The following is a 26048-nucleotide window of genomic DNA, read 5'->3' as shown; positions in this document are numbered from 1 at the left end:
CCAGCCAGGGCGAAACGCCATGCCGAGCAACGTCTTCCGCTTCGACGAGAACTGGGACATTCCCGAAGCAACGCCGCAAGAGGTTTGGGACGTGCTGTCCGACGCCGAATTGCTGCCGCTCTGGTGGGGCGATGTCTACAAAGAGGTCGCGCCCCTCGACAAGAAGGGCAAGGGCGTCGTCGGCTCAAGAGCCAGGGCCCGAGCGCGCGGCGCCCTGCCCTACGAATTGAATTTTATCGTCGAGGCGGTCGAAATGGATCCCGGCAAACTTGTGGGGGTCAAGACGATCGGTGACTTCGACGGGCTGTGGCGGGCGGAACTGTCGCCGTCGGGTGCTGGCACCCATGTCAAGCTGACCTGGCAGGTCACGGTTGAAAGGCCGATCCTGAAATTCCTGGCGCCGCTGCTGCGGCCTGCCTTTGCCTGGAACCACCGCTGGACGACACCGCGCGGCGAAGCTGGCCTGCGCCGCTATCTGGCTTGGCGCAAAGGCAAGGCCGTGTAGCACCGGGGGCGCGACGCCACGAAAAAGGGGCCGCGAAGGCCCCTTTCTATTCTCAGGATCGCAGGCAATCAGACGGTGGCGGCAGCCACCGCACGCCTGGCCATCACCGCGATCAGATTGGCGCGATAGTCGGCCGAGGCGTGGATGTCGGTCATCAGATTCTTCGCCGAGACCTTCACGCCTTCCAGCGCCGAAGCCGCGAAATTCTTGGCCAGCGCTGCCTCGATCTCCTTCGAGCGGAAGACGCCGTCATCGCCGGCGCCGGTGACGGCAACGCTGACCCCATCCTTGCCCTTGGCCACGAACACGCCGACGATCGCGTAGCGCGACGCCGGATTGCGGAACTTTTCGTATGCCGCCTTCGCCGGCGCGGTAAAGCTCACCGCGGTGACGATCTCGCCCTCCTTCAGCGCCGTCTCGAACAGGCCCTTGAAGAATTTGTCGGCTGATATCTCGCGCTTGTTGGTGACGATGGTGGCGCCCAGCGCCAAGAGTGCTGCCGGATAGTCGGCCGCCGGGTCGTTGTTGGCGATCGAGCCGCCGATGGTGCCCTTGTGGCGCACCGCCGGATCGCCGATCAGCGACGCCATATGGGCGAGCGCCGGACAAGCTTTCCTGAGCTTCTCGTCGTTGGCGACATCGAAGTGCGTGGTGGCGGCACCGATAGTGACCGTCTTGCCCGACACCTTGACGCCTTGCAGTTCCTTGATCCGCGACAGGTCGACGAGATCGGAGGGGGCGGCAAGCCGTGTCTTCATCGCCGGGATCAGCGTCATGCCGCCCGACAACAGCTTGGCGTCGCCCGTCTTGACCAGCTTGGCGGCTTCAGAGACCGAGGCGGCCCGGTGGTAGTTGACCGAATACATGCTTGTTCCTCCTCAGTGTTTCGTCGTCGTGCGGATCGCAGCCCAGACCGTGGACGGCGATGCCGGCATGGCAAGGTCGTTGGTGCCGATGGCATCGGTGATGGCGTTGATCACTGCCGGTGGCGAACCGATAGCGCCGGCCTCGCCGCAACCCTTGATGCCGAGCGGATTGCCGGGGCATGGCGTGTTCGAGGTCGAGACCTTGAACGACGGCAGGTCGCCCGCGCGAGGCATCGTATAGTCCATATAACTCGCCGTTAGCAGTTGCCCGCTGGCGTCGTAGTGGGCGCCTTCCAGCAAGGCCTGGCCAACCCCTTGCGCGATGCCGCCATGCACCTGGCCTTCGACGATCATCGGATTGATGATGTTGCCGAAATCATCGGCGGCAACGAACTGGATGATCTCGGTCGTGCCGGTTTCCGGATCGACCTCGACCTCGCAGATGTAGCAGCCGGCCGGGAAGGTGAAGTTCGACGGATCGTAGAACGCCGTCTCTTTCAAACCGGGCTCCATGCCGCCCGGCAGATTGTGAGCGGTGTAGGCTGCCAGCGCCATCTGGAACCACGGCACGGTCTTGTCGGTGCCCGCGACCTTCAGCGCGCCGTTCTCGATGACGATGTCGCCCTCGTCGGCCTCGAGCAGATGGGCGGCGATCTTCTTGGCCTTGGCCTCGACCTTGTCGAGCGCCTTGACGATGGCCGACATGCCGACGGCGCCCGAGCGCGAACCATAGGTGCCCATGCCCATCTGCACCTTGTCGGTGTCGCCATGGACGATCGAGACACTGTCGAGCGGCACGCCGAAGCGCTCATTGACCAGCTGCGCGAAGGTCGTCTCATGGCCTTGGCCATGGCTGTGCGAGCCAGTCAGCACCTCGATCGTGCCGACGGCGTTGACGCGCACTTCGGCTGATTCCCACAGGCCGACACCGGCGCCGAGCGAACCCACCGCCGCCGACGGCGCGATGCCGCAAGCCTCGATGTAGCAGCTCATGCCGATGCCGCGCAGCAGCCCCTTCTTGGCCGCCGCGGCCTTGCGCTTGGCAAAGCCGGCATAGTCGGAAGCCTTCATCGCCGCGTCGAGCGAGGCGGCATAGTCGCCTGCGTCATAGCACATGATGACCGGCGTCTGGTGCGGGAACGCAGTGATGAAATTCTTGCGGCGCAGTTCTGCCGGCGAAACACCGAACTGCCGCGCCGCCGTCTCCATCAGCCGTTCCATGACGAAGGTCGCCTCCGGCCGCCCTGCCCCGCGATAGGCATCGACAGGGGCTGTGTTGGTGTAGATCGCCTTCACATTGGCGTGGATCGCCGGGATGTTGTACTGGCCCGAAAGCAGCGTCGCATAGAGATAGGTCGGCGTCGCCGACGAGAAGAGTGACATGTAGGCGCCGAGATTGGCTTTCGTTTCGACCTTGAGGCCGAGGATCTTGTGGTCCTTGTCGAAAGCCATTTCGGCGTGGGTGTGATGGTCGCGGCCATGTGCATCGGTGAGGAAACTCTCGGTGCGGTCGGCCACCCATTTGACCGGCACGCCGGTCTTCTTCGAGGCCCACAGGCAGACGATCTCTTCGGGGTAGATGTAGATTTTCGAGCCAAATCCACCACCGACATCGGGTGCGATGACGCGCAGCTTGTTTTCCGGTGCGACATTGTAGAAGGCGCTCATCACCAGCCGCGCGACATGCGGGTTCTGCGACGTCGTCCAGCAGGTGTAGTGATCCTCAGCCTTGTCGTAGTGGCCAAGCGCGGCGCGCGGCTCCATGGCGTTGGGAACCAGCCGGTTGTTGATGATGTCCATCTTGACGACATGGGCGGCCTTCTTGAAGGCGGCCGCGGTGTCGTCGGCATTGCCGATGTCCCAGTCGAAGATCAAATTGTTGTCGGCTTCCGGATGGATCTGCGGCGCGCCCTTGTCCATCGCCTTGGAGGCATCGACGACCGCCTTCAATTCCTTGTAGGTGATCTCGACAGCCTCGGCGGCGTCGCGCGCCTGGCCTTTGGTTTCCGCCACCACGATGACGATCGCGTCACCGACATAGCGGACTTTGTCGAAGGCCAGCGGCGACCATGCGCCCATCTTCATCGGCGAGCCGTCCTTGGAGTGGATCATCCAACCGCAAATGAGATTGCCGATGCCGTCGGCCTTGAGCTCCTTGCCGGTCAGGACACCGATCACGCCGGGCATGCCTTGAGCCTTTTTGACGTCGATCTTCTTGATGTGCGCATGCGCGTGCGGACTGCGCACGAAGGCCGCATGCTTCATGCCGGGAACCACCATATCGTCGACATAACGGCCGGCGCCGGTGATGAACCTTTTGTCTTCCTTGCGCACGACCCGAGCGCCAATACCTTCAATGCCCATCGCAGAAATTCCTCCCAGAATAGCGAGTAGTGAGTGGCGAGTAGGTGAATGGTGGTGAGTTGGAGTTTGGTCAGAGAAAGCCGACTGCTCGCTACTCACTATTCGCTACTCGCTTCATCCCTCACGCAGCTTGTTTCGCTTTGCCTTTCGACACCTTGGACATCGTCTTCGATGCCGCGAGGATCGCCTTCACGATGTTGTGGTAGCCAGTGCAGCGGCAGATGTTGCCTTCCAGCTCGGCGCGTACCGTCGCCTCGTCGAGGCCTTCTGGATGGCGATTGATCATATCGGTCGCCGTCATGATCATGCCTGGCGTGCAGAAACCGCATTGCAGGCCGTGATGCTCCTTGAACGCCGCCTGCACCGGATGCAGGTCGGCGCCGTTGGCCAACCCTTCGATGGTGACGATGCTCGAGCCGGAGGCTTGCACGGCGAGCATCGAGCAGGACTTCACCGCCTTGCCGTCGACATGCACGACGCAAGCGCCGCACTGCGAGGTGTCGCAGCCGACATGGGTGCCGGTGAGGCCGAGATTCTCTCTCAGGAAATGCACCAGAAGCGTACGGCCCTCAGCGGCGGCGCTGATCCGCTTCCCGTTCACCGTCAACGATATTTCAGACATGAAACCTCCCTGGGTACTACCTTGGTCGTTTGGCCGCCGGTGCTGCCTGGGCGCACCGGCTTTCGCTATTGCCATACCGCATAACGCGCGGGAAAAATGCTACGAATTCCGAGGTTGCGAGCATGCAGTTCGTCCGAAATTCCGCATATTGTACTTTCGGTCACGCAGGATGGGCTTGGCCCATTGCCAAAGTCTCGCTTGAAGACAACAATCCCTTTCGACGCCCGCGCGCCCGATGCGCACAAAAAAGCGTCGGAGGGAACCGCAGGAGGAAGCCGCTGGCCAGTTCACGCAGGAGCTACGCATCCGGCCTGTCGGCGCTCACCACGGACGAGCCCGATGCAGATGCTTTTGCCCGGGCGATATCAGCCGAAGCTTTACTCATCGACGCCGGCTTCGCGCTCATCTTTTTCTCCCAGAGCCTCGTCGATGCAACGGCCTTGTCGGAAGCGCTGAAGGCGCACGCGCCGGCGCTTGCCTATGCCGGCTGCTCGACCGCCGGCGAAATCACCCCGCAAGGCCTGGAGGAAGGCCATATCCTTGCCTTGCTGCTCCCCTCCTCCGCGTTTGCGGTGGCCAGCACCATGGTCGACAATCTCTCCTCGTCGGGGATGGACAGGATCACCGGCGAAGTCGGGGCGCTACGGCGCCTGCTGCGTGGCCGCGTCGCGCACGAACCGGCCAAGAGCACGTTTGCGCTCTGTTTTATCGACGGCCTGTCCTATGCCGAGGAAGCGGTGACCTCGGCCATCCATTGGGGGCTCGACGACATTCCGCTGCTCGGCGGATCGGCGGGCGATGATCTGAAGTTCGAAACGACGCGGCTGATCTCGAACGGCAAGGTCGCTTCCGACAGCGCCATCATCGTGCTGATATCGACGGAAATTCCTTTCCACGTCTTCAAGACTGACAATTTCATTCCCACCGACGAAAAACTGGTGGTGACGGCGTCCGACCCCGATCACCGCATCGTGCGCGAGTTCAATGCCATCAATGCCGCCGAGGAATATGCCGCCTCGGTCGGCATCATGCCGCAGACGCTGACGCCGCTGAGTTTCGCCTCGCATCCGGTGGTGGTGAAGGTGGGCGGCGAATATTACTGCCGCTCGATCCAGAAGATGCACCCGGACGGTTCGCTGTCATTCTTCTGCGCCATCGACGATGGCGTGGTTCTGTCCATCGCTCAGCCGAAAGACATGGTGGAATCGACGCGCGCTGCGCTGAGGGACGTCGAGCAGCGGCTGGGCGGCATCGACATGATCCTCGGTTTCGACTGCGTGCTGCGCCGGCTCGACGCCCGCAACCGGCAGGTATTTCGCGACATTTCGGAGCTCTACCGGGTCAACAATGTCATCGGCTTCGGCACCTATGGCGAACAATACCGGTCGATGCATCTGAACCAGACCTTTACCGGCATTGCCTTCGGCGAACGTCAGGCGGCGGAATAGGCCCATGCCGCTCAGGGACATCAACGACCTGGAGAAGCTGAAGAAGATCAATGCGGCCCTGGTCAGCCGGGTCGAGCGCTCGATGGACCAGCAGGGCAACGCCTTCTCGCTGTTTCAGACCGCGATTTCGCTTGAGAATCGAGTGCGCACGCGCACCGACGAACTGCATTCGACCCTGCGCCGGCTCGAACAGTCCAACATCGACCTCAGCGCCGCCAAGGAAAACGCCGAGCTGGCGAACCTCTCCAAGACCAGGTTCCTGGCGGCGGCCAGCCACGACGTGCTGCAGCCGCTGAACGCAGCGCATTTGTCCGTCTCGGCGCTGGCCGAGGTGCAGACCAGCGACGAAGGCAGGAAGCTGGTCCGCCAGGTCGAGCGGTCGCTGGAGACTATGGAGGACTTGCTGCGCACGCTGCTTGACATTTCCAAGCTCGATGCCGGCGTGGTGCTGCCCGACATTGGCGACGTCAATCTGGAGACGCTGTTTTCGTCGCTGCGTTCGGATTTCCTGCCGGTTGCCAAAATGAAGGGGCTGACGCTGAAGTTCCGCCCGGTCAGCACCGTCGTGCGTTCCGACCGCACCTTGCTGCGCCGCATCCTGCAGAACATCCTTTCCAACGCGCTGCACTATACCCGCTCCGGCGGCGTCCTTATCGGCACCAGGCATCGCGGCGACATCATCCGCATCGACGTCGCCGACACCGGCTGCGGCATCCCTGACGACCAGCGCGAGACGGTGTTCGAGGAGTTCCAGCGCGGCACCATGCCGGCCGATGCCGGGTTTGCCGGCGGCGGGCTGGGGCTGGGCCTGGCCATTGTTCGGCGCATGGCTGCCGCGCTCGGCCATCCCGTGACGTTTTCGTCAAAAGTCGGACGCGGCACGATTTTCCACATCGACGTTCCGGTCGGCATAGGGGCGACGGCCGACGCCATCGCCAGCGCCGCCGACATGGAGCGGCCGCGCGGCTACGGCCTGTTCGGCACCAAGGTGCTGCTGATCGAGAACGACGCCGACGTGCTGCAGGCCATGACGTTTCTGCTCGAGCGCTGGCAATGCCTGGTGCGCGCCGCCACCTCGACCGACGATGCGCTCGGCCTGCTTGGCGACACCGACTGGGTGCCCGACATCATCATCGCCGACCAGCATCTCGACGGCGGCGACCTCGGCACGATCACCATCGCCGAGGTCCGCGACTATCTCGGCCGCGCCGTGCCGGCGCTGATCGTCACCGCCGACAGTTCCGAAGCCGTCGCCAAAGCCGCCCGCGCGGCCGGCATCGAGCTGATGCGCAAGCCGCTGAAGCCGGCGCAACTGCGGGCGTTGCTGGCGCATTTGCTGGCTTGAACTGATGCGCAAGCCGCTGAAGCCGGCGCAACTGCGGGCGTTGCTGGCGCATTTGCTGGCTTAGCTCCATACCCTCCCCTTGATGGGGAGGGTCGGCGCGGAGCGCCGGGGTGGGTGCGGCGCCAAGCTCCCCCACCCCGCTCCGCTGCGCGGATCGATCCTCCCCACAAGGGGGAGGGTAAAGGCTCAAAACCCAGCCTGATCCCGAAACAACTCCGCATTGTCCAGTTTCGACACCTCGATCACCGCTTGCGTGCGGCTATACACGTTGAGTTTGCGCAATATCTCCGAGACATGCGCCTTGACCGTCGTCTCGCCGACCTGCAGCTCATAGGCGATCTGCTTGTTGAGCAGGCCCTGGCGCAGCATCTGCAGCACCCTCAGTTGCTGCGGCGTCAGCTTGGCCAGGCGCTGCACCATGTCGGCGCGGTCGGTGCTGTCGGCGTCCGGCGGCTGGCCCTCATAGGTTTCCGGCACATAGATGGCGCCCTCCATCACCGAGCGGATGGCGGCCGCGAGATCGCTCTTGCGCGCCGATTTCGGGATGAAGCCGGCCGCACCGTAGGACAGCGCCTCGGAAATGATTTTCGGCTCTTCGTGGCCCGAAACGATGACCACCGGCAGCCGCGGATAGCGGGTTCTCAATTGCAGCAGGCCGTCGAAGCCATGCACGTCAGGCATGCTGAGGTCGAGCAGCGCCAGATCGAACGGCTTGGCGTCAGCCAGAAGGTCGAGCGCCTCGGTGATCGAGCGCGCCTCCACCGTGTCGACTTCGGGATAGGCCATCTGCACGGCGCTGTGCAGCGCCTCGCGAAACAGCGGATGGTCGTCGATGATCAGAAACCGGGCGCGATCGTGGACTGCGGTCATGGCGTTCGTTTTGCTTTCTCCCTGGCCGACAATAGACCCGCGACCATGGTCAGCTTATTGGCAAATAGTCTATCGCCAACTTTTGCCAACCGGCGATGGTCCCGCTTTCTGAACCACCATGCCTTGCCCGGCCGTCCAAATCGGTCGAATGTGCCGGCGCAAACTCCGAGCAGAGACAGTGCATGACAGCCTACGTCCTTCCCTTGCCCGCAACACCTTCAGTGGCCGTCGCCGGTTCGGCCGAGCGTTTTGCCGTGCGCCGCATCTTCTGTGTCGGCCGCAACTATGCGGCGCATGCCCGCGAACTCGGCAATGACGAGCGCGACCCGCCCTTCTTCTTCACCAAGCCGGGCGACGCGGTGGTCGATTCCGGCACCACGATCCCCTACCCGCCGCTGACTGAAAACCTGCACCATGAGATCGAACTGGTCGTGGCAATCGGCAAGGCCGGCTTCCGCATTGCGCGCGACCGGGCGCTGGACCATGTCTGGGGTTATGCAGTCGGCGTCGACCTCACGCGCCGCGACCTGCAAGATGAGGCCAAGAAGGCGGCGCGGCCATGGGACTGGTCGAAAGCCTTCGACCGGTCCGCGCCTTGCGGTCCGCTGGTTCCAGCATCGAAGTCCGGGCATCCTGAAAAGGGCCGCATCTGGCTTGCCGTCGACCGCAAGGTGAGACAGGACGGCGACCTCGCCGAGCAGATCTGGCCGATATCAGACATTGTCTCGATCTGCAGCGAGGCGGTGGAACTCAAGCCCGGCGACCTGATCTTTACCGGCACCCCTGCCGGCGTCGGCGCGGTCGGACCGGGGCAGACGATCACCGGCGGCGTCGATGGCATCGGCGAAATCGAACTGACCATTGGCCAGCCTGGATCCTGACCGATGAGCGACCTCATCCTCCACAACTACTACCGCTCCTCCACCTCCTACCGCGTGCGGATCGCGCTGGCGATGAAGGGCCTGACCTATGACTACGTGCCGCATCATCTGCGTCATGGCGAGCACCTGGAGCCCGCCTATCTCTCGGTCAATCCGCAAGGTCTGGTGCCGGCCTTGATCCTGGGCGACGGCACGCTTTTGACGCAGTCGCTGGCGATCATCGAATATCTGGACGAGACCGTGCCCGAACCGCCATTGCTGCCTGCGGATGCGCCTGGGCGAGCCCGCGCGAGAATGCTGGCGCAGATGATCGCCTGCGACATCCATCCGGTGAACAATCTGCGTGTGCTCACCTCGCTGCGCAACCTGTTCGGCGCCGGCGACCAGGATGTCGTCAACTGGTTCCGGCACTGGGTGAACGAAGGTTTCCAGCCGCTTGAAAAGATTCTGGCTTCATCGCCGCAGACCAAGACATTCTGCCATGGCGATACGCCGGGGCTGGCCGACATCTGCCTGGTCGCGCAGGTTACCAACAATGCCCGCTTCGGCGTCGACATGACGCCCTACCCGGTGATTGCCCGCATCCACGCCGCCTGCATGGCGCTGCCGGCGTTCCAAAAGGCAGCGCCGGAAAACCAGATCGATGCCGAATAGGCGATTGGGATAAAAGCATGAGGAATTGCCAATGAAAGCCGTCGTCTTCGAAAAGTTCGGCGAGGCGCCGACGATCCAGACCGTTGCCGATCCGAAGCCGGCGCCGGAAGGTGTCGTCATCAAGGTCGAGGCGACCGGGCTTTGCCGCAGCGATTGGCATGGCTGGATGGGCCATGACCCGGACGTACACCTGCCGCATGTGCCGGGCCATGAACTGGCGGGCGTCGTGGTTGCGGTCGGCAAGCGGGTCACCCGCTGGAAGGCCGGCGAGCGCGTCACCGTGCCGTTCGCGGTCGGCTGCGGCCGCTGCTTCGAATGCACTTCGGGCAACCATCAGGTCTGCGAACACCAGTCGCAGCCCGGTTTCAACAGCTGGGGCTCGTTCGCCGAATATGTCGCCATCGACCATGCCGACACCAATCTGGTGCGCTTGCCCGACGAGATGGAATTCGCGACCGCCGCCAGCCTTGGCTGCCGCTTCGTAACCTCGTTTCGCGCCATTGTCGACCAGGGCCGGGTGAAACCCGGTGAATGGGTGGCCGTGCATGGCTGCGGCGGCGTCGGCCTGTCGGCCATCATGATCGCCAGCGCCATGGGCGCCAATGTCATCGCCATCGACCTCACCGACGAAAAACTGGATTTCGCCAGGAAGATCGGCGCGGTGGCGACGATCAATGCGGCAACGACGCCGAATGTGGTCAAGGCGGTCAAGCAGATCACCAATGGCGGCGCGCATATGTCGATGGATGCGCTCGGCCACCCCTCCACCTCGTTCAACTCGATCGCCAATTTGCGCCGGCGCGGCCGCCATGTGCAGGTCGGCCTTATGCTGGGCGAACACGCCCGCCCGCAGGTGCCGATGGACAAGGTGATCGCCTTCGAGCTCGAAATCCTCGGCAGCCACGGCATGCAGGCCTACCGCTATCCCGCGATGATGGAGATGATCCGCTCTGGCAAGCTGAAGCCGGAATTGCTGGTCGGCAAGAAGATCAGCCTCGACGAAGCGCCCGCCGCCTTGATGGCGATGGGCGGTTTCGAGGGCATCGGCATCGGCGTGGTGACGAAGTTCTAGCGCCACCCTTCAGCGGGAAGATGCACAGATCTCCCGCACGCAGTCGCGCAGCCAGCGTTGCGCCGGATCGGCATCGAGGCGCGGATGCCAGAGCATGGAAATGGTGACCTCCGGCGTCATCACAGGCAGCGCAAAGCTGTACATTCCCGCGCGTGCCCCTTCCGTGTGCCGCTCGGGGACGCTGGCGATCAGGTCGGATGCGCGCGCCATGGCGAGCGTGGCCGAGAAGCTGGAAACCATGCACACGACTGTCCGCTGCAGTCCGAGCCGGCTCAAGGCCTCATCGATCGGCCCCCTTTCGCGGCCGCGCCGCGAAACATTGATGTGGCGGCCGGCGGCATAGCGCTCCGCTGTCACAATGCCTTCACTCAGCGGATGGCCTGTTCGTACGGCGCCGACGAAGCGGTCGCGAAACAGCGCTTGGATACGCACCTCCGGTCCGGTCTCGCCGGCAACCCCGATCTCCAGATCGACCGCCGCTTCGCGCAGCGATGTGACGTCCTTGTCGGACTTGGGGGCGAAACGCAGCCGGACATGAGGTGCGTCCGCTTCGATGCGGGCAACAAGGCGTGGGCCAAACTCCTCGACGAAGCTTTCATTGGTGCGCAGCGTGAAAGTCCGGTCCAGACGTGAGAGGTCAAGCAGCTTGACCGGGCGCAGCAGCGCTTCCGCATCCTGAACGACATGGCCCGCCTGCTGGCGCAATTCCAGCGCGCGCGGCGTCGGCACTAGGCCGCGACCGGCGCGCACCAGCAGCGGATCGCCCGTTGTTTCGCGCAACCGCGCCAGCGTCCGGCTCATCGCCGAGGGGCTGAGCCGCAAGCGCTCGGCGGCGCGCGCCACGCTGCCTTCGGTCAGCAGGACATCAAGGGCGACAAGCAGGTTGAGATCGGGTGATGACATCAGCCGACCCTAGCACAGATCGGGCATGATGTGGCGTTTCGTGCATGGATAAGATGCAAATGCTGCGCGTTCCGCCACATCACCTAGGAGATTAGATCTCTGAAGGCTCTGGTTCTGGAGCTGACGGAAGGAATTCACATGGCAGTCACTGAGCAAAATCGGCGCGTATGTGCGCCTGGAAAAATCCAGTCGGCGGGATGGGCGCTGGCAAGCCTGGCGCTTTGCACATTGCTGTCGTCGCTCGGCACCAGCATCGCTAGTGTCGGGCTTCCCTCCCTGATGCAGGCGTTCGGTGCCTCGTTCCAGTCTGTCCAGTGGGTGGTCCTAGCCTATCTGCTCGCCATCACCACCTTGATCGTCAGCGCCGGGCGGCTCGCCGACATTTTTGGCCGCCGGCCGCTGCTGCTTGGCGGCATCGCTTTGTTCACATCGGCATCGGTGCTGTGCGGCCTTGCGCCAACTCTGTGGCTGTTGATCGCCGCGCGGGCCGCACAGGGGCTCGGTGCAGCCATGATGATGGCCCTGACATTGGCTTTTGTCGCGGAAACCGTCGCCAGGGAAAGGACCGGCAGCGCCATGGGCCTGCTCGGCGCCATGTCGGCCATCGGCACCACGCTTGGCCCCTCGCTTGGCGGCTTGCTGATCGCCGGCCTCGGCTGGCGCGCGATCTTCCTCGTCAATGTGCCGCTCGGCCTGCTGGCCTATGCTCTGGCCTGGCGCGCTCTGCCGGCTGCAAACAAGGCTGTGGGCGCTAGCCAGAGCGGTTTCGACGCGATCGGCACGGTCTTGCTTGCTCTGACGCTGGCCGCCTATGCACTGGCCATGACGCTTGGCCGCGGCAGTTTTGGCGCTCTCAACATCGGCCTGCTGGTCGCGGCCGGCGCTGGCGTCGCTCTGTTCGTCGTTGCGCAGATAAAGGTCGAGAACCCTTTGATCCAGCCTGCGAAATTCCGCGACCATGCATTGAATGCAAGCCTTGCCATGAACCTCGTCGTCGCCACCGTGATGATGGCGACGCTGGTGGTTGCCCCGTTCTATTTGTCGCGCGGGCTTGGGCTCGACGCCGCAAGGGTCGGACTGGTGCTTTCGACCGGCCCGCTTGTCTCGTCTTTGTCGGCGCTGCTGGCAGGACGGCTGGTCGATCGTTTCGGCGCCCATCGGATGATGATTGCCGGCCTGTTCAGTCTCACCGCAGGCACCTTCCTCCTGTCGTTGGCCCGGACGGAACTCGGCATGGCCAGCTATGTCATGCCGGTCGCTGTCACCTGTGTTGGCTACGCTTTGTTCCAGACCGCCAACAATGCAGCAGTCATGGCCGGTGTCTGCGCGGACCAACGGGGCGTCGTTTCCGGCCTGCTCAATCTGTCGCGCAATCTCGGCCTCATCACCGGCGCATCGGTGATGGGCGCTGTATTCGCCCTCGCATCGGCGGGAGGGAGGCAAGGCACAGGCCAGGAGTTGCTGACGTCCGCGGCTGCCGCAAGCGGAATGGAGGTCACCTTCGAGACGGCCACGGCGCTGGCTCTGATTGCGCTGACCCTTGCGGTGCTCTCAGCCCGCACTGCCAGCCGCGCGTCTGCGGCGTCGCGTTCGTAAATTCGTCAGGCCCGCTTGCGGCGCTCGTAAAGCATAACCAGTGTTTCGGCGGTCAGCGCCGGCTTCGGCTCGCCTTCGATCTCGACGGTGTTTGCGGCCTTCATCAGATACTGGCCGGGGCCCCTGTCTTCCACCGAAAGCAGTGTGGTGCGCAGCCTGATGCGCTTGCCGACCCTGACCGGCGACAGGAAACGCACCTTGTCGAAGCCGTAGTTGAAGGCAGCCTGGGTGTTTTCGGGCACGATGCCCATGCCGAGTGCCAGCGCGCCGATGATCGAAAGTGTCAGATAGCCATGCGCGATCGTGGTGCGGAACGGGCTTTGCCGCTTCGCCCGCTCCGGATCGACATGGATCCATTGATGGTCGCCCGTGCATTCGGCGAACTGGTCGATGCGGTGCTGATCGACCGTCGTCCACTCCGACACGCCAAGCTCCTGCCCGGCCATTGTCCGCAGCTGTTCAAAGGTCGGCGGCGTTTTAGGCCGTATTTCCGTCATTCCTGCTTTCCCAATCGCTTCGCCTGCCTCCGGACCACGAACCGACAGCCTCTGTCAATTCGTCCAACGCAAATCCGTTCCGCCGTTTCGGGCTGGATGGCGCTTTGGCTTGCGGCCGCGCCTGGAAGCGGTCAGCCAGTATCAAGGGAAGACGGTGCAAGCTGCAGAAATCACTTCTTCTCGTAGCCGGAGCGGATTTCCTCCATCGCTTCCTTGATCCGGTTGCGCAGGATTTCGACGGATTCGGTGCCGGAATTCTTGACCAGTTCAGCCACCTCGCTGGCATTCTTCAACGCTGCCTCGAAGGATTTCCGGGCGAATGCCGCCTGGTTGGTCATGAACTCCTGCGGATTGCCGGGCGCCCTGTAGCTCTGCGCCATGTCGGTGATTTCGCGCAGCGTGTCCTGCAGCATCTCGCGCTGCCTGGACAACAGCGAGGACGCCCCGGCGGCACCCGCTTTGGCTGATTTTTCAAGCGCTTCGAGGTTCTTGCGATGATGGCTGAGGATCGCCTCGACATCGACATTCGGCACTTTCAGATCGCGGCCGAACCGGCTGAACATGTCCATGAAGGAGTCGGTCTCAGGTTGCTTTGCCATGGTCGTCTTCTCCCCTGTTGCCGCAGATGTGGACACCCGCAGGGCAGAATAGCACTCGCGCGCCGCGTGTCCATTCGCACGCGCAGTAGAATCAGCTGTCGCGAAAGAGGCCTGGGAGCGCTGTAGGCTAGTTGGTGAGAAACAACCGCTCGGCAACATAGAGCACGACGCCGGCAAGACCGCCGATGACCATGCCGTTGAAGCGGATATATTGCAGGTCCCTGCCGATGTTCATTTCGATCAGCCTCGTCAGCTGGGCAAGGTCCCAGCGCTTGACCTGGTCGGCGATGAACTTCGACACGCCGCTCTTCTGGCTCTCGACGAAGGACGACAGCGCGACGATAAAGCCCTGGTTCATATCGGCCCTGATCTGCGGATCGCTGGCAAGATGGCGGCCGACTTCGACGAACATGTTGGCGAGGTGGCTGCGGATCATCGAATTTGGCGCCTTGGCGTCCTGCTCGATGAACAGGCGCAGGCTCTCCCACATGTCGCCGGCCAGCGCCTTGAGCTCCGGCCGGGCGAGGAAATCGCGCTTCAGCTTCTCTGCGCGCTTGGCATATTGCTTGGATGTCCTAAGCTTCTCGATGAAGGCCCGGGCAAAATGGTCGAATTCGGCGCGCATCGGGTGATCGGGATCTGCCCTGACTTCGTCGAGCAGCGAACCGGCGGACGCGACGATCTTCTTCAACAGATAGGCGTCGGCTCGAAACAGGTTGAACAACGACGGCAGTTCCTCGCGGATCTTTTCGCGCATCGTCGCCAGCGCCTGCTCGTCGCTCAGGAACCGGCCGATCACCTTGGTGAACTCGTCAAACAGTCGTTGGTGGCGGCGGTCGTCGGTCAGGGCCGACAGCAGTTCGGCGGCGAGCGGCGCCAGCGGCACCTTTTCGATCTGTTCCAGCATCCGGCTGGTGACGAAGCCGCGCAGGCCGGATTGCTCGACGGCCGCCAGCGTCTGCGGCACCAGCCGGCCGACGAAATGCGACAATCCGGCGGCGCGCTCATGGTCCGACAGCCAGTCAGCGACAAGCGCCGAAAAGTCGACCTCGGCCAGCTTTTCGCGCACCGGTTCCGGCGCCAGGAAATTGACTTCGATGAAACGGCCGAGATTGTCGGCAATGCGGCTCTGGTTCTCCGGGATGATAGCGGTGTGCGGGATCGGCAGGCCAAGCGGCCGCTTGAACAGCGCCACCACCGCATACCAGTCGGCCAGCCCGCCGATTGTCGCCGCCTCGGCGAAGGCGGCGACAAACCCCAACCAGGGGTGGCGGCCCTCGAACGACTTGGCCACGGCAAAGATGAGGACGCAAAGCACCAGCGCGGTGGTGGCGACGAACTTGGTGCGCCTGAGCTCTGACAGCTTGGTATACGCATCCGCGTCTGACTGGATGCGCGCGAAAGCCTGGACGGGTCGTGACATGGATGGGCGTTTCCTGGTCGATCTCTCGACCTTATCTAGTATCGCGCTTGCCGGAATGCCCGCGGCCGAAAAAGCCGGTTCACGGTCTGCGCGATGGCGCACATAAAGTTGACGGGTGTATTCATCTATTATGCGGTGCCAGTCTGGAATTGTTCCAAGCTATAGGCCATATTGGGCTCAAGCCACTGCTTCGTGAGGATAAAATGCGGCTGACCCGCCAGACCAACTATGCCATGCGCATCCTGATGTATTGTGCTGCCAACACCGACCGGTTGAGCCGCATCCCGGAGATCGCGGCGGCCTATTCGGTGTCAGAGCTCTTTCTGTTCAAGATCCTGCAGCCGCTGGTCGAACACGGCATGGTGGAGACGGTACGCGGCAGGAATGGCGGCGTCAGGCTTGGCCGCGCCGCCGAGCAGATCAGCCTGTTCGACGTGGTGCGGGTGACGGAAGAGAGCTTCGCCATGGCCGAATGCTTCGAGAACGACGCCGCCGAATGCCCGCTGATCGACAGCTGCGCGTTGAATTCGGCGCTGCGCGAAGCGCTCAATGCCTTCTTCGCCGTGCTGTCGCGCTACACGATCGCCGATATGGTGGCGGCGCGCCCGAATGTGCGCCATCTGCTCGGCATCGACATGCTGGAGCGCCGGGCACCGGCCGCCTGATTCCTTTGGCTACGCGGCAGACTGCGGCAATACAAATGGCATGTTTACGGCCGGCAATACCCCGACTTTCAGCCGGCAATCGAAAACCCTTTCGATCAGCTCATCGCTGAGCACGTCTTGCGGTGAGCCGGTGGCGGCCAGCCTGCCGCGATGCATGACGAAGATCCGGTCGGCATACATGGCCGTCAGATTGAGATCGTGCAGGATGGCGACCACGCCACCGCCCCTTTTGGCAAAATCGCGGGCGATGTTCATGATGATCAGCTGGTGCTTGATATCGAGGCTGGAGACCGGCTCGTCGAGGAACAGATAGCGCGGCTTGCCGTCGAGCACCGGCGCCCAGACCTGGCAAAGCACCCGGGCAAGCTGCACACGCTGCTGCTCGCCGCCGGAAAGCTCCTGGTAGAAACGGCCGGCAAAGCCGTCGAGATCGACGCGAGCCAGCGCCCGCTCGGGCAGGCGCTCGTTTTCGCCAGGCAGCGCGCCGGAACGCCCGCCGATGAGGCCGAGCCTGACGATCTCACGCACCGTGAACGGAAAGGACAGCGTCGTTGCTTGCGGCAGAACGGCACGCAATGTCGCCGCCTCGACCGGCTTCATCGCCGACAGATCGCGGCCGTTGACGGCGACGTGGCCCGAATAGGCTAAGTCGCCGGACAGCGCCCTGAGAAAAGTCGTCTTGCCCGAGCCGTTGGGGCCGACGATGGCGGCGATTTCGCCAGGCCGCGTTTCGAAATCGACATTGGCGACAATGCGCTTGCCGCCGATCGCCACCGAGACATCGCGTGCTTCGATCATGACGGCCTCACAGGTCCCAAGTTTCTCACAAATCAATGACGCCGCGCTTGCGCAGCAGTATCCAGAGGAAAAAGGGCGCGCCTGCGATCGCGGTGACGATGCCGATCGGCAGTTCGGCGGGAGCCACGATGGTGCGGGCGACGGCATCGGCCAAAAGCAGCAGCGAGGCGCCGAGCAGCGCCGAGGCCGGCAGCAAATAGCGGTTGTCCGGGCCGATGGCCAGGCGCAACAGATGCGGCACGACGATGCCGACAAAGCCGATGCCGCCGCTGACGGCGACAGACGCGCCGACCGCCGCCGAGACGCCGACGATGGCCGTGTATTTCAGCCGCTGCACCGGAATGCCGAGATGGCCGGCGGTGGCTTCGCCAAGCGCCAATGCGTTGAGGCCGCGCGCCAGAAACGGCATTGCCGCCAGCGCCAGCACCATGACCGGCCCGACCGAGTCGATCTTTTGCCACGTCGACCCGGCCAGCGAGCCGAGCTGCCAGAACGTCAGGTCACGCAACTGCCGGTCGTCGGCCATGAAGATCAGGATGCCGGTCAGCGCCATGGCGAGCGCCGCCAACGCAATGCCGGCGAGCAGCATGGTGGCGACCGAAGTGCGGCCTTGCCGTGTCGCGACCTGGGTGAGCACCAGCGTCGTCGCCAGCCCGCCGCAGAACGCCGCCAGCGGCAAGGCCAGTGTGCCCAATGCCGCAACGAAGGGCGCCAGCGCCGTGCCGCCAAGCACGATGACAGCCACCGCGCCGAGGCTCGATCCGGCGGAAACGCCGATCAGGCCGGGGTCGGCCAGAGGGTTGCGGAACAGCCCTTGCATGACCGCGCCGGAGACGGCGAGCGATGCACCGATCAGCATACCCAGAATGACGCGCGGCAGGCGGATGTCATAGACAATCAGCCGGTCGCGCGCGCCGAGCGCATCATCAGGCACCGCGCCCAGCAGCCAGTCGCGAACGACGCCGACGGCCGACGCATCCGATGCGCCCGAGGTCAGCGACAAAAGCACGGCGACGGCAAGTCCAATGCACAAAAGCAGGATGACGATGCGGGCGCGGACCGAACGGTCGCCGTCGGATGCGCTCGCCATCGTGCCCGCCGGGCCGGCGATCGATTGATTGGTCATGATTGCCTGCTCAGTCCGTAACCTGCCCGCCATACAGCGAGACGGCGAGGTCGTGGATGGCGTCGGCCGTGCGCGGCCCGAAGCCGAGGAGATAGCCGCCATCCATGCGGATAAATTTGCGGCCGGCGCCCGCCGGCGTCGAGGAGACCGACGCGATGGCGAACAACTGGTCGTCCGTTGTCGCCGGCCCGGCATTGTTCATCATCAGGATGACGTCCGGTCTGGCGGTGACGAGCGCCTCGTCGGAGAGTTGCTTGTAGCCGCTAAAACCTTCGATCGCATTGATGCCGCCGGCCAGCTTGATGATGCCGTCGGCGGCGGTCTCGCTGCCGGACGCCAGGATCTTGCCGCCCTGTATCGACAGGACGAACAGCACGCGCTTGCGCTGCTTGATCGAGGCGGTCTGCTTCTCCGCCGCCTTCATTTTGGCATCGACCTCCGCCGCCAGCACTTCGGCCTTGGCATCGGCGCCGAGCGCCTTGCCGACGACGCGGATCTTGTCGAGGATGCCTTCATTGTCGAAACGGTCGGGCACCTCGATAAAGGTGACGCTCGCTTTTTTCAGCACGTCGAGGGCTTCCTTGGGGCCGCTGCCTTGCAGCGCCAGTATTCCCGACGGGTTGACCGAGAGCACGCCTTCCGGCGACAGCTGGCGCATGTAGCCGACATCGGGCAGCTTCAGCGCCGCGTCCGGATAGCGGCTGGTCGAATCGCGGGCAATCAGACGCCCCTGCTCGCCCAGCGCATAAACGATCTCGGTGATCGACCCGCCAATGGCGGCGATCCTCGACGGGTCGGAAAACACAGCCTCGCCTTCGGCGGCGCCGGCCGGAAGCACGCTGGCAGCCAGGGCAAGACCGAGCGCCGGCCCCACCATCAATCTGAAAAACGAAATCATTGCCGTTGTCCTCAGGCTGCGGTCGGGCTTGGAATGCGCGGCAGGTTTTCCGCCAGGAACCGCCAGTCGTCGCGCTCGCCTTCGCCCTCATGGCGCTTGCCGAAGAACTGGATGATCATTTTGCCGTCGGCGCCATAGACCTCGAGCGAGGTGACATGGCCGTCCTTGGTCGGTTTGCGCACGGCCCAGACCTCATGAATATGGTCGGTCCGCAGATGCAGATGGAAGGTCTCGTCGAGCACGTTGATCCACGGCCCCATCGGCTTGATCGACTTGACCGGGCCGGAATGGATCTGGATGCAGCCGTGGTTGCCGACAAAGCACATGATCGGCATGGCGCCCGCGGCGGCATGATGGAACATGGCGCCGACGGCGTCATTGTCGACCAGCCAGGCATAGTCCTGGCCCACCATGCGCACCGCCTGGCGGCGGCTGAGTTTCAGTGTCTTCAGCATGCCGAAGAACTGGTGCACATCGGTCAGCCGGCTCCAGCGATCGCGCAGATCGTCGATGCTTGCGGGGCTGTCCGACAGCTCGGTCTCGACCTCGGTGCCAACGCCTGAAACCGCCACCGTCGGCTCCTGGTTCGACGATTCGAGCCCGGCGACCAGTTTCTGGTAGGCATAGAGGTTTGACGCGGGCCGCAGATGCACCTTGTGCACCGCCTCGCCCGCCGCATCGAAGAATTGCAGGCTGCGGCGGATCTCGCCGTCGTCGCGCTTTTCCACGGCAAAACCGTGCGCCCAGATTTTGGGGAAGATGCGCAGGTCGATGTTTTCGCCGAGCACCATGGCGTTGTGGTCGCCGGTGACGACCTTGTCGTAGACGCCTATCTTCTCGTGCACCGCGCTTTCGTTGCGGGTCAGTGCCATCACCTCGCCGACGGCATCGAGGTCGGTCAGAAGATCGTTGACGCGCGGCTCGATGCGAACGACGCCCTCGCCGCAATGCGCCGCAACAAGCTCGGCTTCCGAAATGCCGAGTTGGGCGGCAAGATCACGCTCGCGCGTCTTTGGATTGTCGGTCCGCGCCCGCCGGATTTCATGCGGCGATGGTTTCACGCGCTGGTCCATGGTTCTTAGCCCCTGCTGTTCCTGAAAGCCTACTTGTTGAGGATGAGCTTGCCCTGGCGGGTGATCTTGAGCCGGTAGAGCGCGCCGTGGTGTTCGATGCCGATCTCGTCCTCGCCCTGGAACAGCGTGTTCGAGGACAAGGTCCTCACCGCCAATGGCACCCGATCGAAGCGAGCCGAAGCGTCTTCGGAACGGCGGACGCGGTAGCGGAAGTCATTGGGATTGTGCGTGTTCATCTGGTTCGATCCCTTTCTGTGTCGGGCATCTGGCTAGGCGTTGCAAAAATGCCGATTCATTTCTTGACTCGAATAATCATGTTTACTAGTCAGTGCAATACCGGACTAAATGAGTCAACATTTAAGACGCCGGATCGAATGAAAAATGCCAGCGAGCGCCACGCCAGCCAGCATCGAACCTGGAATTTGGAGTTGGGGTTATGGGGCCGGTGGCAAGGAATATGGCTGCTCTGCTGAGCGGAGCGGCGGTGGCGGTATTGGTTGGGATGCATGGTGCAAAGGCCCAGGAAGCCAAGACCAACGAAGCCGAGAAAAAGGGGCGCGTGACCCTGCTGCAACGGCTCGTGCTGGGCGCCGGCGCTGAAAAGATCGCCATCAACACCCCGCAGGCGGTGACGGTTCTCAATCAGGACGACATCAATCGCGAACAGGCCGAAACGACCGGCGGGCTGTTCAAGTCGGTGCCGGGCGTCACCATGGTCGGCAGCGAACGCGTCTTTGGCGAAGCCTTCAACATTCGCGGCATCGGCTCCACCGAGAACTCGGCCGACGGCTCCCGCATCATCGTCAATGTCGATGGCGCGCAGAAATTCTACGAGCAGTACCGGATGGGCTCGTTCTTCTCGGATCCCGAACTCTACAAGAAGGTCGAAGTGCTGCGCGGCCCCGCCTCCTCGACGCTTTATGGCTCGGGCGCGCTCGGCGGTGTCATCAATTTCGTCACCAAGGACGCTTCCGACTTCCTCAAGGACGGCAAGAACAACGCACTGCGGCTGAAGAGCTCCTATGAGACCAACGGCAACGGGCTCTTGGGCTCGGCCATCTATGCCCGCCGCCTCAACGACAATGTCGAGTTCCTCGCGACCGGCAATTATCGCACCGCCGACGAGTTCACGCTGGGCAATGGCTCCAAGCTTCTCGGTTCGGATTTCAACGCCTGGTCGGGCCTGATGAAGGGAACGGCGCACTTCGGCGACCACAACGAGCAGGCCGTGCGCCTCTCCTACCAGCGCTGGGACAGCGATGCCGACAACCAGGCCTACGCCCAGACCGGCACGCAGACGGCGTTTGGCACGGTCGATCGCCATGTCGTCGACAGCACGGCGATCCTCAGCTACGAGAATCCGGTCAGCGACAATCCGTGGCTGGATATCAAAGCCAACATCTCCTATTCCGACACGGCGGTGGAACAGCGCAATGGCACGCTGGCCGGTTCGAACATCATCGATGCGGATTACGGCTATCGCACCTGGCAAGCCAATCTGCAGAACACGTCCGAATTCGGCGGCGAAGCCTATCAGAACTTCCTGACCTATGGCGTGCAGGCCAGCCACCAGGACCGCATCGGGGTCAGCCAGCTCTTCACCGGCACCGGCGATGCCATCAACACGCACCCGGAAGGCACCGACAACAAGCTCGGCGCGTTCGTGCAGAACGAATATGTCTGGAACGAAAAGCTGACGCTGATCGCCGGTATGCGCGGCGATTTCGTCTGGCGCCAGCCCGGCGAAGCCGCCGCATCGCTTGGCCATGCGGTCGACGTCAACGATCAGGCCTGGTCGCCGAAGATCGCGGCGCTCTACGAGCTCAACGACAATTTGGGCGTGTTCGGGTCAATCGCCCACACCGAACGGCTGCCGACGCTTGACGAGCTGTACACCTGGTCGAAGGGCGTCAGTGTCGACCTGAAAAAGGAGAAATCCAACAATTACGAAGTCGGGTTCACCACTTCCGGCAACGACCTTCTTAGGGAAGGCGACGCGCTGAGCCTGAAGACGACCGGCTTCTACAACGACCTGGACGATCTGATCCAGCTGACGGCGACCGGCGCTTCCCGCTACTTCTACAATGTCGGCAAGGCGCGCATCTACGGTGTCGAGATCGAGGGCGCCTACGATTCCGACTACGTCTTCGCCAACCTTGCCTACACCGGCGTGAAGGGTGAGAACCTGACGCCCGGCCTGAATTACGGCAAGCCGCTCTCGACCATTCCGGCGCACAAAATCGTATTTTCACTGGGCGCGCGCATGCCGGATCGCGATTTGGAGTTCGGCGGTAGGGTGACCCACGCCCTCGAGGCGCCCAACAGCATTCAGGGCACGGCGTCTTCCTCGGCGACACCGAGCGCCATCGTCGTCCCGGCGGACGCCTGGACCACCGTGGACCTCTTCGCATCGTGGAAGCCGCAGTCGGGTCGGTTCGAGGGCTGGCAGGCGCAGTTCGGCATCAACAACATCTTCAACGCCTATTACCGCGACGCCATCGCGCTCGACTATGCCAAGGGCCGGACCTTCAAACTGACATTGGCGAAGCAACTGGACTGGTGAGAACGATGAACATTACGGCGGCTATGACGTCCTTCCTGACCGCAGCGACGGTTTTCGCCACTGTGGCCGGCCCAGCGCAAGCGGAGGCGCCGGGCCAGGGGCTCTCGCTCAACGGCGCGCAGCCCTCCGACAAGGGCTGCCGGCTGACATTCGTGATTGCCAACAATCTCGGCGCCGACCTTTCCAAGGCGGCGTTCGAGATCGCGCTGTTCAACGACGCCGGCGTGGTGGATCGGCTGACCGTCCTCGATTTCAAGGATCTGCCCGCCGGCAAGACCAAGGTGACGCGTTTCGATCTCGCCGGCACCGACTGCGCCAAACTCGGCCGGGTGCTGATCAACAGTGCGACGGAATGCGTGGGCGCCGGAGTCGAGGCAGCCACATGCCTGCGCGGTCTGAAGACCGCGACGAAGACTGGCATCGCCTTTGGCCTATGACAGGGGGCGGCATTGGGGTTCGAACCGGCATTCTCGCAACACACCGTGGCCTGGCCGCTGGCCGGGCCATTTGTTTTGCCGCTGGAGCCGGACGATCCCGATTTTACCATTCCGCTCGGCTCGCTGCAGTCTTCGCTCAGCGACATGCTGGAGACGAACTACATCGCGGACGCCAGCGGTGACCTGACCACCATACCGTCCGAACCGCTGGGCGGCCCGCGGACCCGGCAGCCAAGGCGCAAATGGAAGGCCGCTGTGATTGTCTCGCTGGTGCTTCATGCGGCGGCGGCAATGGCCTTCCTTGCCACCGACGATGAGCCAATCCTGATTGAAGGCGCCGACCAGTCCGGTATCATGCTGCTCGGCAACGCGCCCGAGGATCAGTCGGCAGCCGGCGAGATGAGGGATGCCCCGCCGGAAGCGACTGAGGTGACGCTAGTCACCATGCTTGCTCCCAAGCCAGTGGAGACCGTGGAGGCACAACCGGTGGCAATGACGGAAACGGCCCAGCCGGTTGAAACCACAGAAGCAGAGGCGGCGGCTACGGCGACGGTGGAGCCCGTGAGGGAAACGCCGGATCGGCCCAATTCAGCGCCCGACCGCGTCGACCCTGTCCCGGACGTGCCGGCGACGGCCAAGGCCACGGCCGTCAATCCCGTGCTCGAGATTCTGACGGTCGATCAGGCGGTCGACAATTCAGTCCAGAAGCCTGCAGAGCAGTCGACCACGACCGTCGAGGCGACCGCTGGCGAAAAAACGGCGTCGGTCGAAACCCTCGAAAGAGTCACGCCCGAAGCGGAGCCGAAACCGGCGCCGGCGGAGAAAAAGCCGCAACCGGCGAAGCCCCAGCCTGCGAAAACCAGGAAAGCCGAGCCTGCAAAAGAGCCGATCAAAAAGGCGCAGAAGGCTGAGGCGCCGAAGAAGGCGGAAAAGGTGCCAGCCAAACAGGCCAGGTCCGGCTCCGGCGGCCAGAATGAAGCCGATGCCAGGCGTGGCGTCGCCGAGGGCCAGACCGACGGCACGACAACAAGCAAAAGCCAGGGCGGAAAAACTGGAATTGGCAATGCGTCCGTGTCCAACTATCCGGGAAAAGTGGTCGCCAAACTGCGGCGCGCACTGCGCGGCATTTCGAGTTCCGCGCGGGCGAAGGCGCGCAACGATGTTCAAGTGAGCTTCACCATCGATGCCAACGGCGGGGTCGGCGGCATCCGCATCGCACGCAGTTCCGGCTCGCCCGAACTCGACGCGGCGGCGCTCGCGGTCATACGCCGCGCGGCCCCCTTCCCACCCATCCCGGCGGATGCCGGCCGATCGAGTTGGGCATTCAGCTTGCCGCTCGGCATCGCACGCTGATCCGGATGGTGTTCGCGTCGGGACTGCATCCCATATTCGCGCGAAACACCGTGGCGTGGCCTTTGGTGGTTGGCGGGTTGCCGCCGGCAACCGATCTTGATTTGACAAGTCGACGCCACTCGCGGCAGGTCTCGCCGCGAGACATGCAGGAAACCAGCCCCCTCCCCGATGCCGGCAGCGAACTGGCGATCACGCCAGTCGAGCCGCTTGCACCCGCGCGACCGTCAGCAGTAAGCCGCAAATGGATGGTGGCGATCATCGCCTCCTGCCTGCTCCATGCCGCGGTGGCGGCGGCTTTTCTCATCACCCCTGCCGGCACATTCGATTCCAGGGATGCAATCCAATCGGAAGGCGCCGATCAATCAGGCGCTGACGTCGTCGGCAGCGCCCTGGATGGCCAAGCGGGCGTGATGGACGTTACCGTGGTGCCCGACCCGCAGCCGGCCAAGCCTCAGGTGAAGCCCAAGCCGCCTGCCGACCAGCCCGCCAGGGAAATGGCCGCGCAGCCCCCTGCGCCCCTGCCGCAAGCTGTCAAGCAACCCATCCCCGCGCCGGACACGCTGACGACCGACACCCCACGCCCTGACGAACAGAGCGTGGCCCCGAAGGCTGAGACGCCGGCAGAGCCGGCTGCTCCGATCGAAAGCGCCGAGGCGCCTCCTGCCGATATCGAACAACCGCCGATCCCGACTGCAAGGCCAAGCGCGACAGCAGGTTCTGGCGGCGCGGGCGAAACCAACGAGGCGAGCGGCGCGGCGGATGGCGAGGAGCGAAACGCGGTAACTTCCAGCACGGGCAAGAAGCAGGGAGCCCCGGGCAATGCAATAGAATCCCGCTACAGCGGTGAAATTCAGAAGAAGCTTGCCCGCGCCAACCGTCGTGTTTCCAAAGCGGTACAAGCCAAGGCCCGCAACAACGCCAGGGTCGTTTTCGTCGTCATGGCTGACGGCAGTATCAGCGACATACAGCTTGCCGAAAGCTCGGGGTCTGCGGAGCTCGATCAATTCGCTTTGACGATGGTGCGCCGGCAGGCACCGTTCCCTCCCATCCCACCCGAGACCGGCAGGTCAAGTTGGGTATTCAAAGCGCGGATCGGTCCGTTTTGATAGCCTCCGTCTCATCGTTTCGGCCAATCGATCAACCATCACAATTCGCAATCCCGAAAGGACAGCCAATGTACATCGCGATGAACCGCTTCAAGGTCCAGAACGGCTCGGAGGCCGCCTTCGAGGACGTCTGGAAGGGACGCGATTCCACACTTTCGGAAATGGCGGGCTTCAAGGAATTCCATCTGCTGCGCGGCCCGGTCAACGAGGCAGAGGGCTATACGCTGTTTGCGTCGCACACGGTGTGGGCGAGCCATGAGGATTTCGTCGCCTGGACCAAATCCGAGAATTTTCGTGCCGCGCACCGCAACGCCGGTTCCAGCAAAGTGCACTATCTCGGCCATCCCCAGTTCGAGGGGTTCTCGGTCGTCGAAGGCGCGTGAC

At 63.4% G+C, this 26048-nt stretch carries 26 protein-coding genes; 13 read left to right on the top strand and 13 right to left on the bottom strand.

The genetic code is table 11. The annotated features are described in order from the left end of the window. Positions 1-19 precede the first annotated feature (19 nt). Positions 20-505: an SRPBCC family protein gene (locus AC1DXU_RS22080; RefSeq protein ID WP_477372404.1), complete on the top strand. Its 486-nt coding sequence runs from the start codon at positions 20-22 to the stop codon at positions 503-505. Between the two features lie 68 nt (positions 506-573). Here the strand turns inward: AC1DXU_RS22080 and AC1DXU_RS22075 are convergent, their stop codons facing one another. The 3 genes from AC1DXU_RS22075 to AC1DXU_RS22065 all read right to left on the bottom strand — a co-directional run bounded on the left by AC1DXU_RS22075 (position 574) and on the right by AC1DXU_RS22065 (position 4357). Then, positions 574-1371, bottom strand: a complete 798-nt coding sequence (locus AC1DXU_RS22075) for an FAD binding domain-containing protein (RefSeq protein ID WP_477372402.1) — start codon at positions 1369-1371, stop codon at positions 574-576. A gap of 12 nt (positions 1372-1383) precedes the next feature. Next, positions 1384-3735 (bottom strand): xanthine dehydrogenase family protein molybdopterin-binding subunit, encoded by a 2352-nt coding sequence (locus AC1DXU_RS22070; protein ID WP_477372400.1) that lies wholly within the window; start codon positions 3733-3735, stop codon positions 1384-1386. A 121-nt stretch (positions 3736-3856) separates the two neighbouring features. Then, positions 3857-4357, bottom strand: coding sequence for a (2Fe-2S)-binding protein (locus AC1DXU_RS22065; RefSeq protein WP_477372398.1), 501 nt, complete (start codon positions 4355-4357; stop codon positions 3857-3859). A gap of 311 nt (positions 4358-4668) precedes the next feature. On the opposite strand from AC1DXU_RS22065, the gene AC1DXU_RS22060 reads away from it, so the two are divergent. Beyond that, positions 4669-5805, top strand: coding sequence for an FIST N-terminal domain-containing protein (locus AC1DXU_RS22060; RefSeq protein WP_477372900.1), 1137 nt, complete (start codon positions 4669-4671; stop codon positions 5803-5805). Positions 5806-5809: 4 nt separating this feature from the next. Continuing rightward, on the top strand, positions 5810-7150 hold the full coding sequence (locus AC1DXU_RS22055; protein WP_477372396.1) for an ATP-binding response regulator: 1341 nt from the start codon (positions 5810-5812) through the stop codon (positions 7148-7150). Between the two features lie 186 nt (positions 7151-7336). Here AC1DXU_RS22055 and AC1DXU_RS22050 read toward each other — a convergent pair whose 3' ends face one another. Next, positions 7337-8020 (bottom strand): response regulator, encoded by a 684-nt coding sequence (locus tag AC1DXU_RS22050; RefSeq protein WP_477313861.1) that lies wholly within the window; start codon positions 8018-8020, stop codon positions 7337-7339. 182 nt (positions 8021-8202) lie between these two features. Here AC1DXU_RS22050 and AC1DXU_RS22045 point away from each other — a divergent pair, with 182 nt between their 5' ends. From AC1DXU_RS22045 to AC1DXU_RS22035, 3 genes are read left to right on the top strand one after another with little or no spacing between them, the layout of a single operon-like run. After that, a complete protein-coding gene (locus tag AC1DXU_RS22045; RefSeq protein WP_477372394.1) occupies positions 8203-8901 on the top strand; it encodes a fumarylacetoacetate hydrolase family protein in 699 nt (232 codons plus the stop codon). Positions 8902-8904: 3 nt separating this feature from the next. Next, on the top strand, positions 8905-9555 hold the full coding sequence (gene maiA, locus AC1DXU_RS22040) for a maleylacetoacetate isomerase (RefSeq protein ID WP_477372392.1): 651 nt from the start codon (positions 8905-8907) through the stop codon (positions 9553-9555). A 31-nt stretch (positions 9556-9586) separates the two neighbouring features. Then, on the top strand, positions 9587-10627 hold the full coding sequence (locus tag AC1DXU_RS22035) for a zinc-dependent alcohol dehydrogenase family protein (protein ID WP_477372390.1): 1041 nt from the start codon (positions 9587-9589) through the stop codon (positions 10625-10627). Positions 10628-10636: 9 nt separating this feature from the next. Here the strand turns inward: AC1DXU_RS22035 and AC1DXU_RS22030 are convergent, their stop codons facing one another. Beyond that, positions 10637-11530 carry a LysR family transcriptional regulator gene (locus AC1DXU_RS22030; RefSeq protein ID WP_477372388.1) on the bottom strand — a complete coding sequence of 298 codons (894 nt, stop codon included), beginning with the start codon at positions 11528-11530 and terminating at the stop codon, positions 10637-10639. Positions 11531-11668: 138 nt separating this feature from the next. Here AC1DXU_RS22030 and AC1DXU_RS22025 point away from each other — a divergent pair, with 138 nt between their 5' ends. Further along, complete coding sequence (locus AC1DXU_RS22025) at positions 11669-13126, top strand: MFS transporter (RefSeq protein WP_477372386.1); 1458 nt, start codon at positions 11669-11671, stop codon at positions 13124-13126. A 5-nt stretch (positions 13127-13131) separates the two neighbouring features. Here the strand turns inward: AC1DXU_RS22025 and AC1DXU_RS22020 are convergent, their stop codons facing one another. From AC1DXU_RS22020 to AC1DXU_RS22010, 3 genes are all read right to left on the bottom strand, one after another. Continuing rightward, positions 13132-13623, bottom strand: a complete 492-nt coding sequence (locus tag AC1DXU_RS22020; protein WP_477372384.1) for a MaoC family dehydratase — start codon at positions 13621-13623, stop codon at positions 13132-13134. 170 nt (positions 13624-13793) lie between these two features. Continuing rightward, on the bottom strand, positions 13794-14222 hold the full coding sequence (locus AC1DXU_RS22015; protein ID WP_477372382.1) for a phasin family protein: 429 nt from the start codon (positions 14220-14222) through the stop codon (positions 13794-13796). Between the two features lie 127 nt (positions 14223-14349). Beyond that, entirely contained in the window at positions 14350-15645 is a 1296-nt protein-coding gene (locus AC1DXU_RS22010; RefSeq protein ID WP_477372380.1) for a DUF445 domain-containing protein, read from the bottom strand. A gap of 203 nt (positions 15646-15848) precedes the next feature. Here AC1DXU_RS22010 and rirA point away from each other — a divergent pair, with 203 nt between their 5' ends. Next, positions 15849-16310, top strand: a complete 462-nt coding sequence (rirA, locus tag AC1DXU_RS22005) for an iron-responsive transcriptional regulator RirA (protein WP_477372378.1) — start codon at positions 15849-15851, stop codon at positions 16308-16310. Positions 16311-16319: 9 nt separating this feature from the next. On the opposite strand, the gene AC1DXU_RS22000 is transcribed toward rirA, so the two are convergent. Genes AC1DXU_RS22000 through hemP form a run of 5 tightly spaced genes read right to left on the bottom strand, consistent with a single transcriptional unit; the run spans position 16320 to position 20441 of the window. Then, positions 16320-17108, bottom strand: a complete 789-nt coding sequence (locus AC1DXU_RS22000; protein WP_477372376.1) for a heme ABC transporter ATP-binding protein — start codon at positions 17106-17108, stop codon at positions 16320-16322. Positions 17109-17133: 25 nt separating this feature from the next. After that, on the bottom strand, positions 17134-18234 hold the full coding sequence (locus AC1DXU_RS21995) for a FecCD family ABC transporter permease (protein ID WP_477372374.1): 1101 nt from the start codon (positions 18232-18234) through the stop codon (positions 17134-17136). Positions 18235-18244: 10 nt separating this feature from the next. Next, on the bottom strand, positions 18245-19132 hold the full coding sequence (locus tag AC1DXU_RS21990; RefSeq protein ID WP_477372372.1) for a heme/hemin ABC transporter substrate-binding protein: 888 nt from the start codon (positions 19130-19132) through the stop codon (positions 18245-18247). A gap of 11 nt (positions 19133-19143) precedes the next feature. Continuing rightward, positions 19144-20205, bottom strand: a complete 1062-nt coding sequence (locus AC1DXU_RS21985) for a hemin-degrading factor (RefSeq protein ID WP_477372370.1) — start codon at positions 20203-20205, stop codon at positions 19144-19146. 29 nt (positions 20206-20234) lie between these two features. Continuing rightward, complete coding sequence (gene hemP, locus AC1DXU_RS21980) at positions 20235-20441, bottom strand: hemin uptake protein HemP (RefSeq protein WP_477372368.1); 207 nt, start codon at positions 20439-20441, stop codon at positions 20235-20237. 221 nt (positions 20442-20662) lie between these two features. Between hemP and AC1DXU_RS21975 the strand changes: the two genes are divergently transcribed. The 5 genes from AC1DXU_RS21975 (at position 20663) to hmuQ (ending at position 26047) form a co-directional block, all read left to right on the top strand. After that, positions 20663-22768 carry a TonB-dependent receptor domain-containing protein gene (locus AC1DXU_RS21975; RefSeq protein ID WP_477372366.1) on the top strand — a complete coding sequence of 702 codons (2106 nt, stop codon included), beginning with the start codon at positions 20663-20665 and terminating at the stop codon, positions 22766-22768. Positions 22769-22773: 5 nt separating this feature from the next. Then, the gene (locus tag AC1DXU_RS21970; RefSeq protein WP_477372364.1) at positions 22774-23205 is read left to right on the top strand and encodes a hypothetical protein; all 432 of its coding nucleotides are present in this window, start codon (positions 22774-22776) and stop codon (positions 23203-23205) included. A gap of 12 nt (positions 23206-23217) precedes the next feature. Further along, positions 23218-24558, top strand: a complete 1341-nt coding sequence (gene tolA / locus AC1DXU_RS21965) for a cell envelope integrity protein TolA (RefSeq protein WP_477313827.1) — start codon at positions 23218-23220, stop codon at positions 24556-24558. Then, the gene (locus tag AC1DXU_RS21960; RefSeq protein WP_477372362.1) at positions 24522-25664 is read left to right on the top strand and encodes an energy transducer TonB family protein; all 1143 of its coding nucleotides are present in this window, start codon (positions 24522-24524) and stop codon (positions 25662-25664) included. The genes tolA and AC1DXU_RS21960 overlap by 37 nt, the downstream gene beginning before the upstream one ends. Positions 25665-25732: 68 nt before the next feature. After that, positions 25733-26047 (top strand): heme-degrading protein HmuQ, encoded by a 315-nt coding sequence (hmuQ, locus tag AC1DXU_RS21955; protein WP_477372360.1) that lies wholly within the window; start codon positions 25733-25735, stop codon positions 26045-26047. Position 26048 lies beyond the last annotated feature (1 nt).

Source organism: Mesorhizobium sp. P3_A10 (assembly GCF_056403175.1).
This window is presented reverse-complemented; position numbering and strand designations above follow the sequence as displayed.

Excerpts from the sequence above, each read along its gene's own strand:
- AC1DXU_RS22080 (WP_477372404.1), top strand. The coding sequence starts at position 20 with ATGCCGAGCAACGTCTTCCGCTTCGACGAGAACTGGGACATTCCCGAA.
- AC1DXU_RS22075 (WP_477372402.1), bottom strand. The coding sequence starts at position 1,371 with ATGTATTCGGTCAACTACCACCGGGCCGCCTCGGTCTCTGAAGCCGCC.
- AC1DXU_RS22070 (WP_477372400.1), bottom strand. The coding sequence starts at position 3,735 with ATGGGCATTGAAGGTATTGGCGCTCGGGTCGTGCGCAAGGAAGACAAA.
- AC1DXU_RS22065 (WP_477372398.1), bottom strand. The coding sequence starts at position 4,357 with ATGTCTGAAATATCGTTGACGGTGAACGGGAAGCGGATCAGCGCCGCC.
- AC1DXU_RS22055 (WP_477372396.1), top strand. The coding sequence starts at position 5,810 with ATGCCGCTCAGGGACATCAACGACCTGGAGAAGCTGAAGAAGATCAAT.
- AC1DXU_RS22050 (WP_477313861.1), bottom strand. The coding sequence starts at position 8,020 with ATGACCGCAGTCCACGATCGCGCCCGGTTTCTGATCATCGACGACCAT.
- AC1DXU_RS22045 (WP_477372394.1), top strand. The coding sequence starts at position 8,203 with ATGACAGCCTACGTCCTTCCCTTGCCCGCAACACCTTCAGTGGCCGTC.
- maiA (WP_477372392.1), top strand. The coding sequence starts at position 8,905 with ATGAGCGACCTCATCCTCCACAACTACTACCGCTCCTCCACCTCCTAC.
- AC1DXU_RS22035 (WP_477372390.1), top strand. The coding sequence starts at position 9,587 with ATGAAAGCCGTCGTCTTCGAAAAGTTCGGCGAGGCGCCGACGATCCAG.
- AC1DXU_RS22030 (WP_477372388.1), bottom strand. The coding sequence starts at position 11,530 with ATGTCATCACCCGATCTCAACCTGCTTGTCGCCCTTGATGTCCTGCTG.
- AC1DXU_RS22025 (WP_477372386.1), top strand. The coding sequence starts at position 11,669 with ATGGCAGTCACTGAGCAAAATCGGCGCGTATGTGCGCCTGGAAAAATC.
- AC1DXU_RS22020 (WP_477372384.1), bottom strand. The coding sequence starts at position 13,623 with ATGACGGAAATACGGCCTAAAACGCCGCCGACCTTTGAACAGCTGCGG.
- AC1DXU_RS22015 (WP_477372382.1), bottom strand. The coding sequence starts at position 14,222 with ATGGCAAAGCAACCTGAGACCGACTCCTTCATGGACATGTTCAGCCGG.
- AC1DXU_RS22010 (WP_477372380.1), bottom strand. The coding sequence starts at position 15,645 with ATGTCACGACCCGTCCAGGCTTTCGCGCGCATCCAGTCAGACGCGGAT.
- rirA (WP_477372378.1), top strand. The coding sequence starts at position 15,849 with ATGCGGCTGACCCGCCAGACCAACTATGCCATGCGCATCCTGATGTAT.
- AC1DXU_RS22000 (WP_477372376.1), bottom strand. The coding sequence starts at position 17,108 with ATGATCGAAGCACGCGATGTCTCGGTGGCGATCGGCGGCAAGCGCATT.
- AC1DXU_RS21995 (WP_477372374.1), bottom strand. The coding sequence starts at position 18,234 with ATGACCAATCAATCGATCGCCGGCCCGGCGGGCACGATGGCGAGCGCA.
- AC1DXU_RS21990 (WP_477372372.1), bottom strand. The coding sequence starts at position 19,132 with ATGATTTCGTTTTTCAGATTGATGGTGGGGCCGGCGCTCGGTCTTGCC.
- AC1DXU_RS21985 (WP_477372370.1), bottom strand. The coding sequence starts at position 20,205 with ATGGACCAGCGCGTGAAACCATCGCCGCATGAAATCCGGCGGGCGCGG.
- hemP (WP_477372368.1), bottom strand. The coding sequence starts at position 20,441 with ATGAACACGCACAATCCCAATGACTTCCGCTACCGCGTCCGCCGTTCC.
- AC1DXU_RS21975 (WP_477372366.1), top strand. The coding sequence starts at position 20,663 with ATGGCTGCTCTGCTGAGCGGAGCGGCGGTGGCGGTATTGGTTGGGATG.
- AC1DXU_RS21970 (WP_477372364.1), top strand. The coding sequence starts at position 22,774 with ATGAACATTACGGCGGCTATGACGTCCTTCCTGACCGCAGCGACGGTT.
- hmuQ (WP_477372360.1), top strand. The coding sequence starts at position 25,733 with ATGTACATCGCGATGAACCGCTTCAAGGTCCAGAACGGCTCGGAGGCC.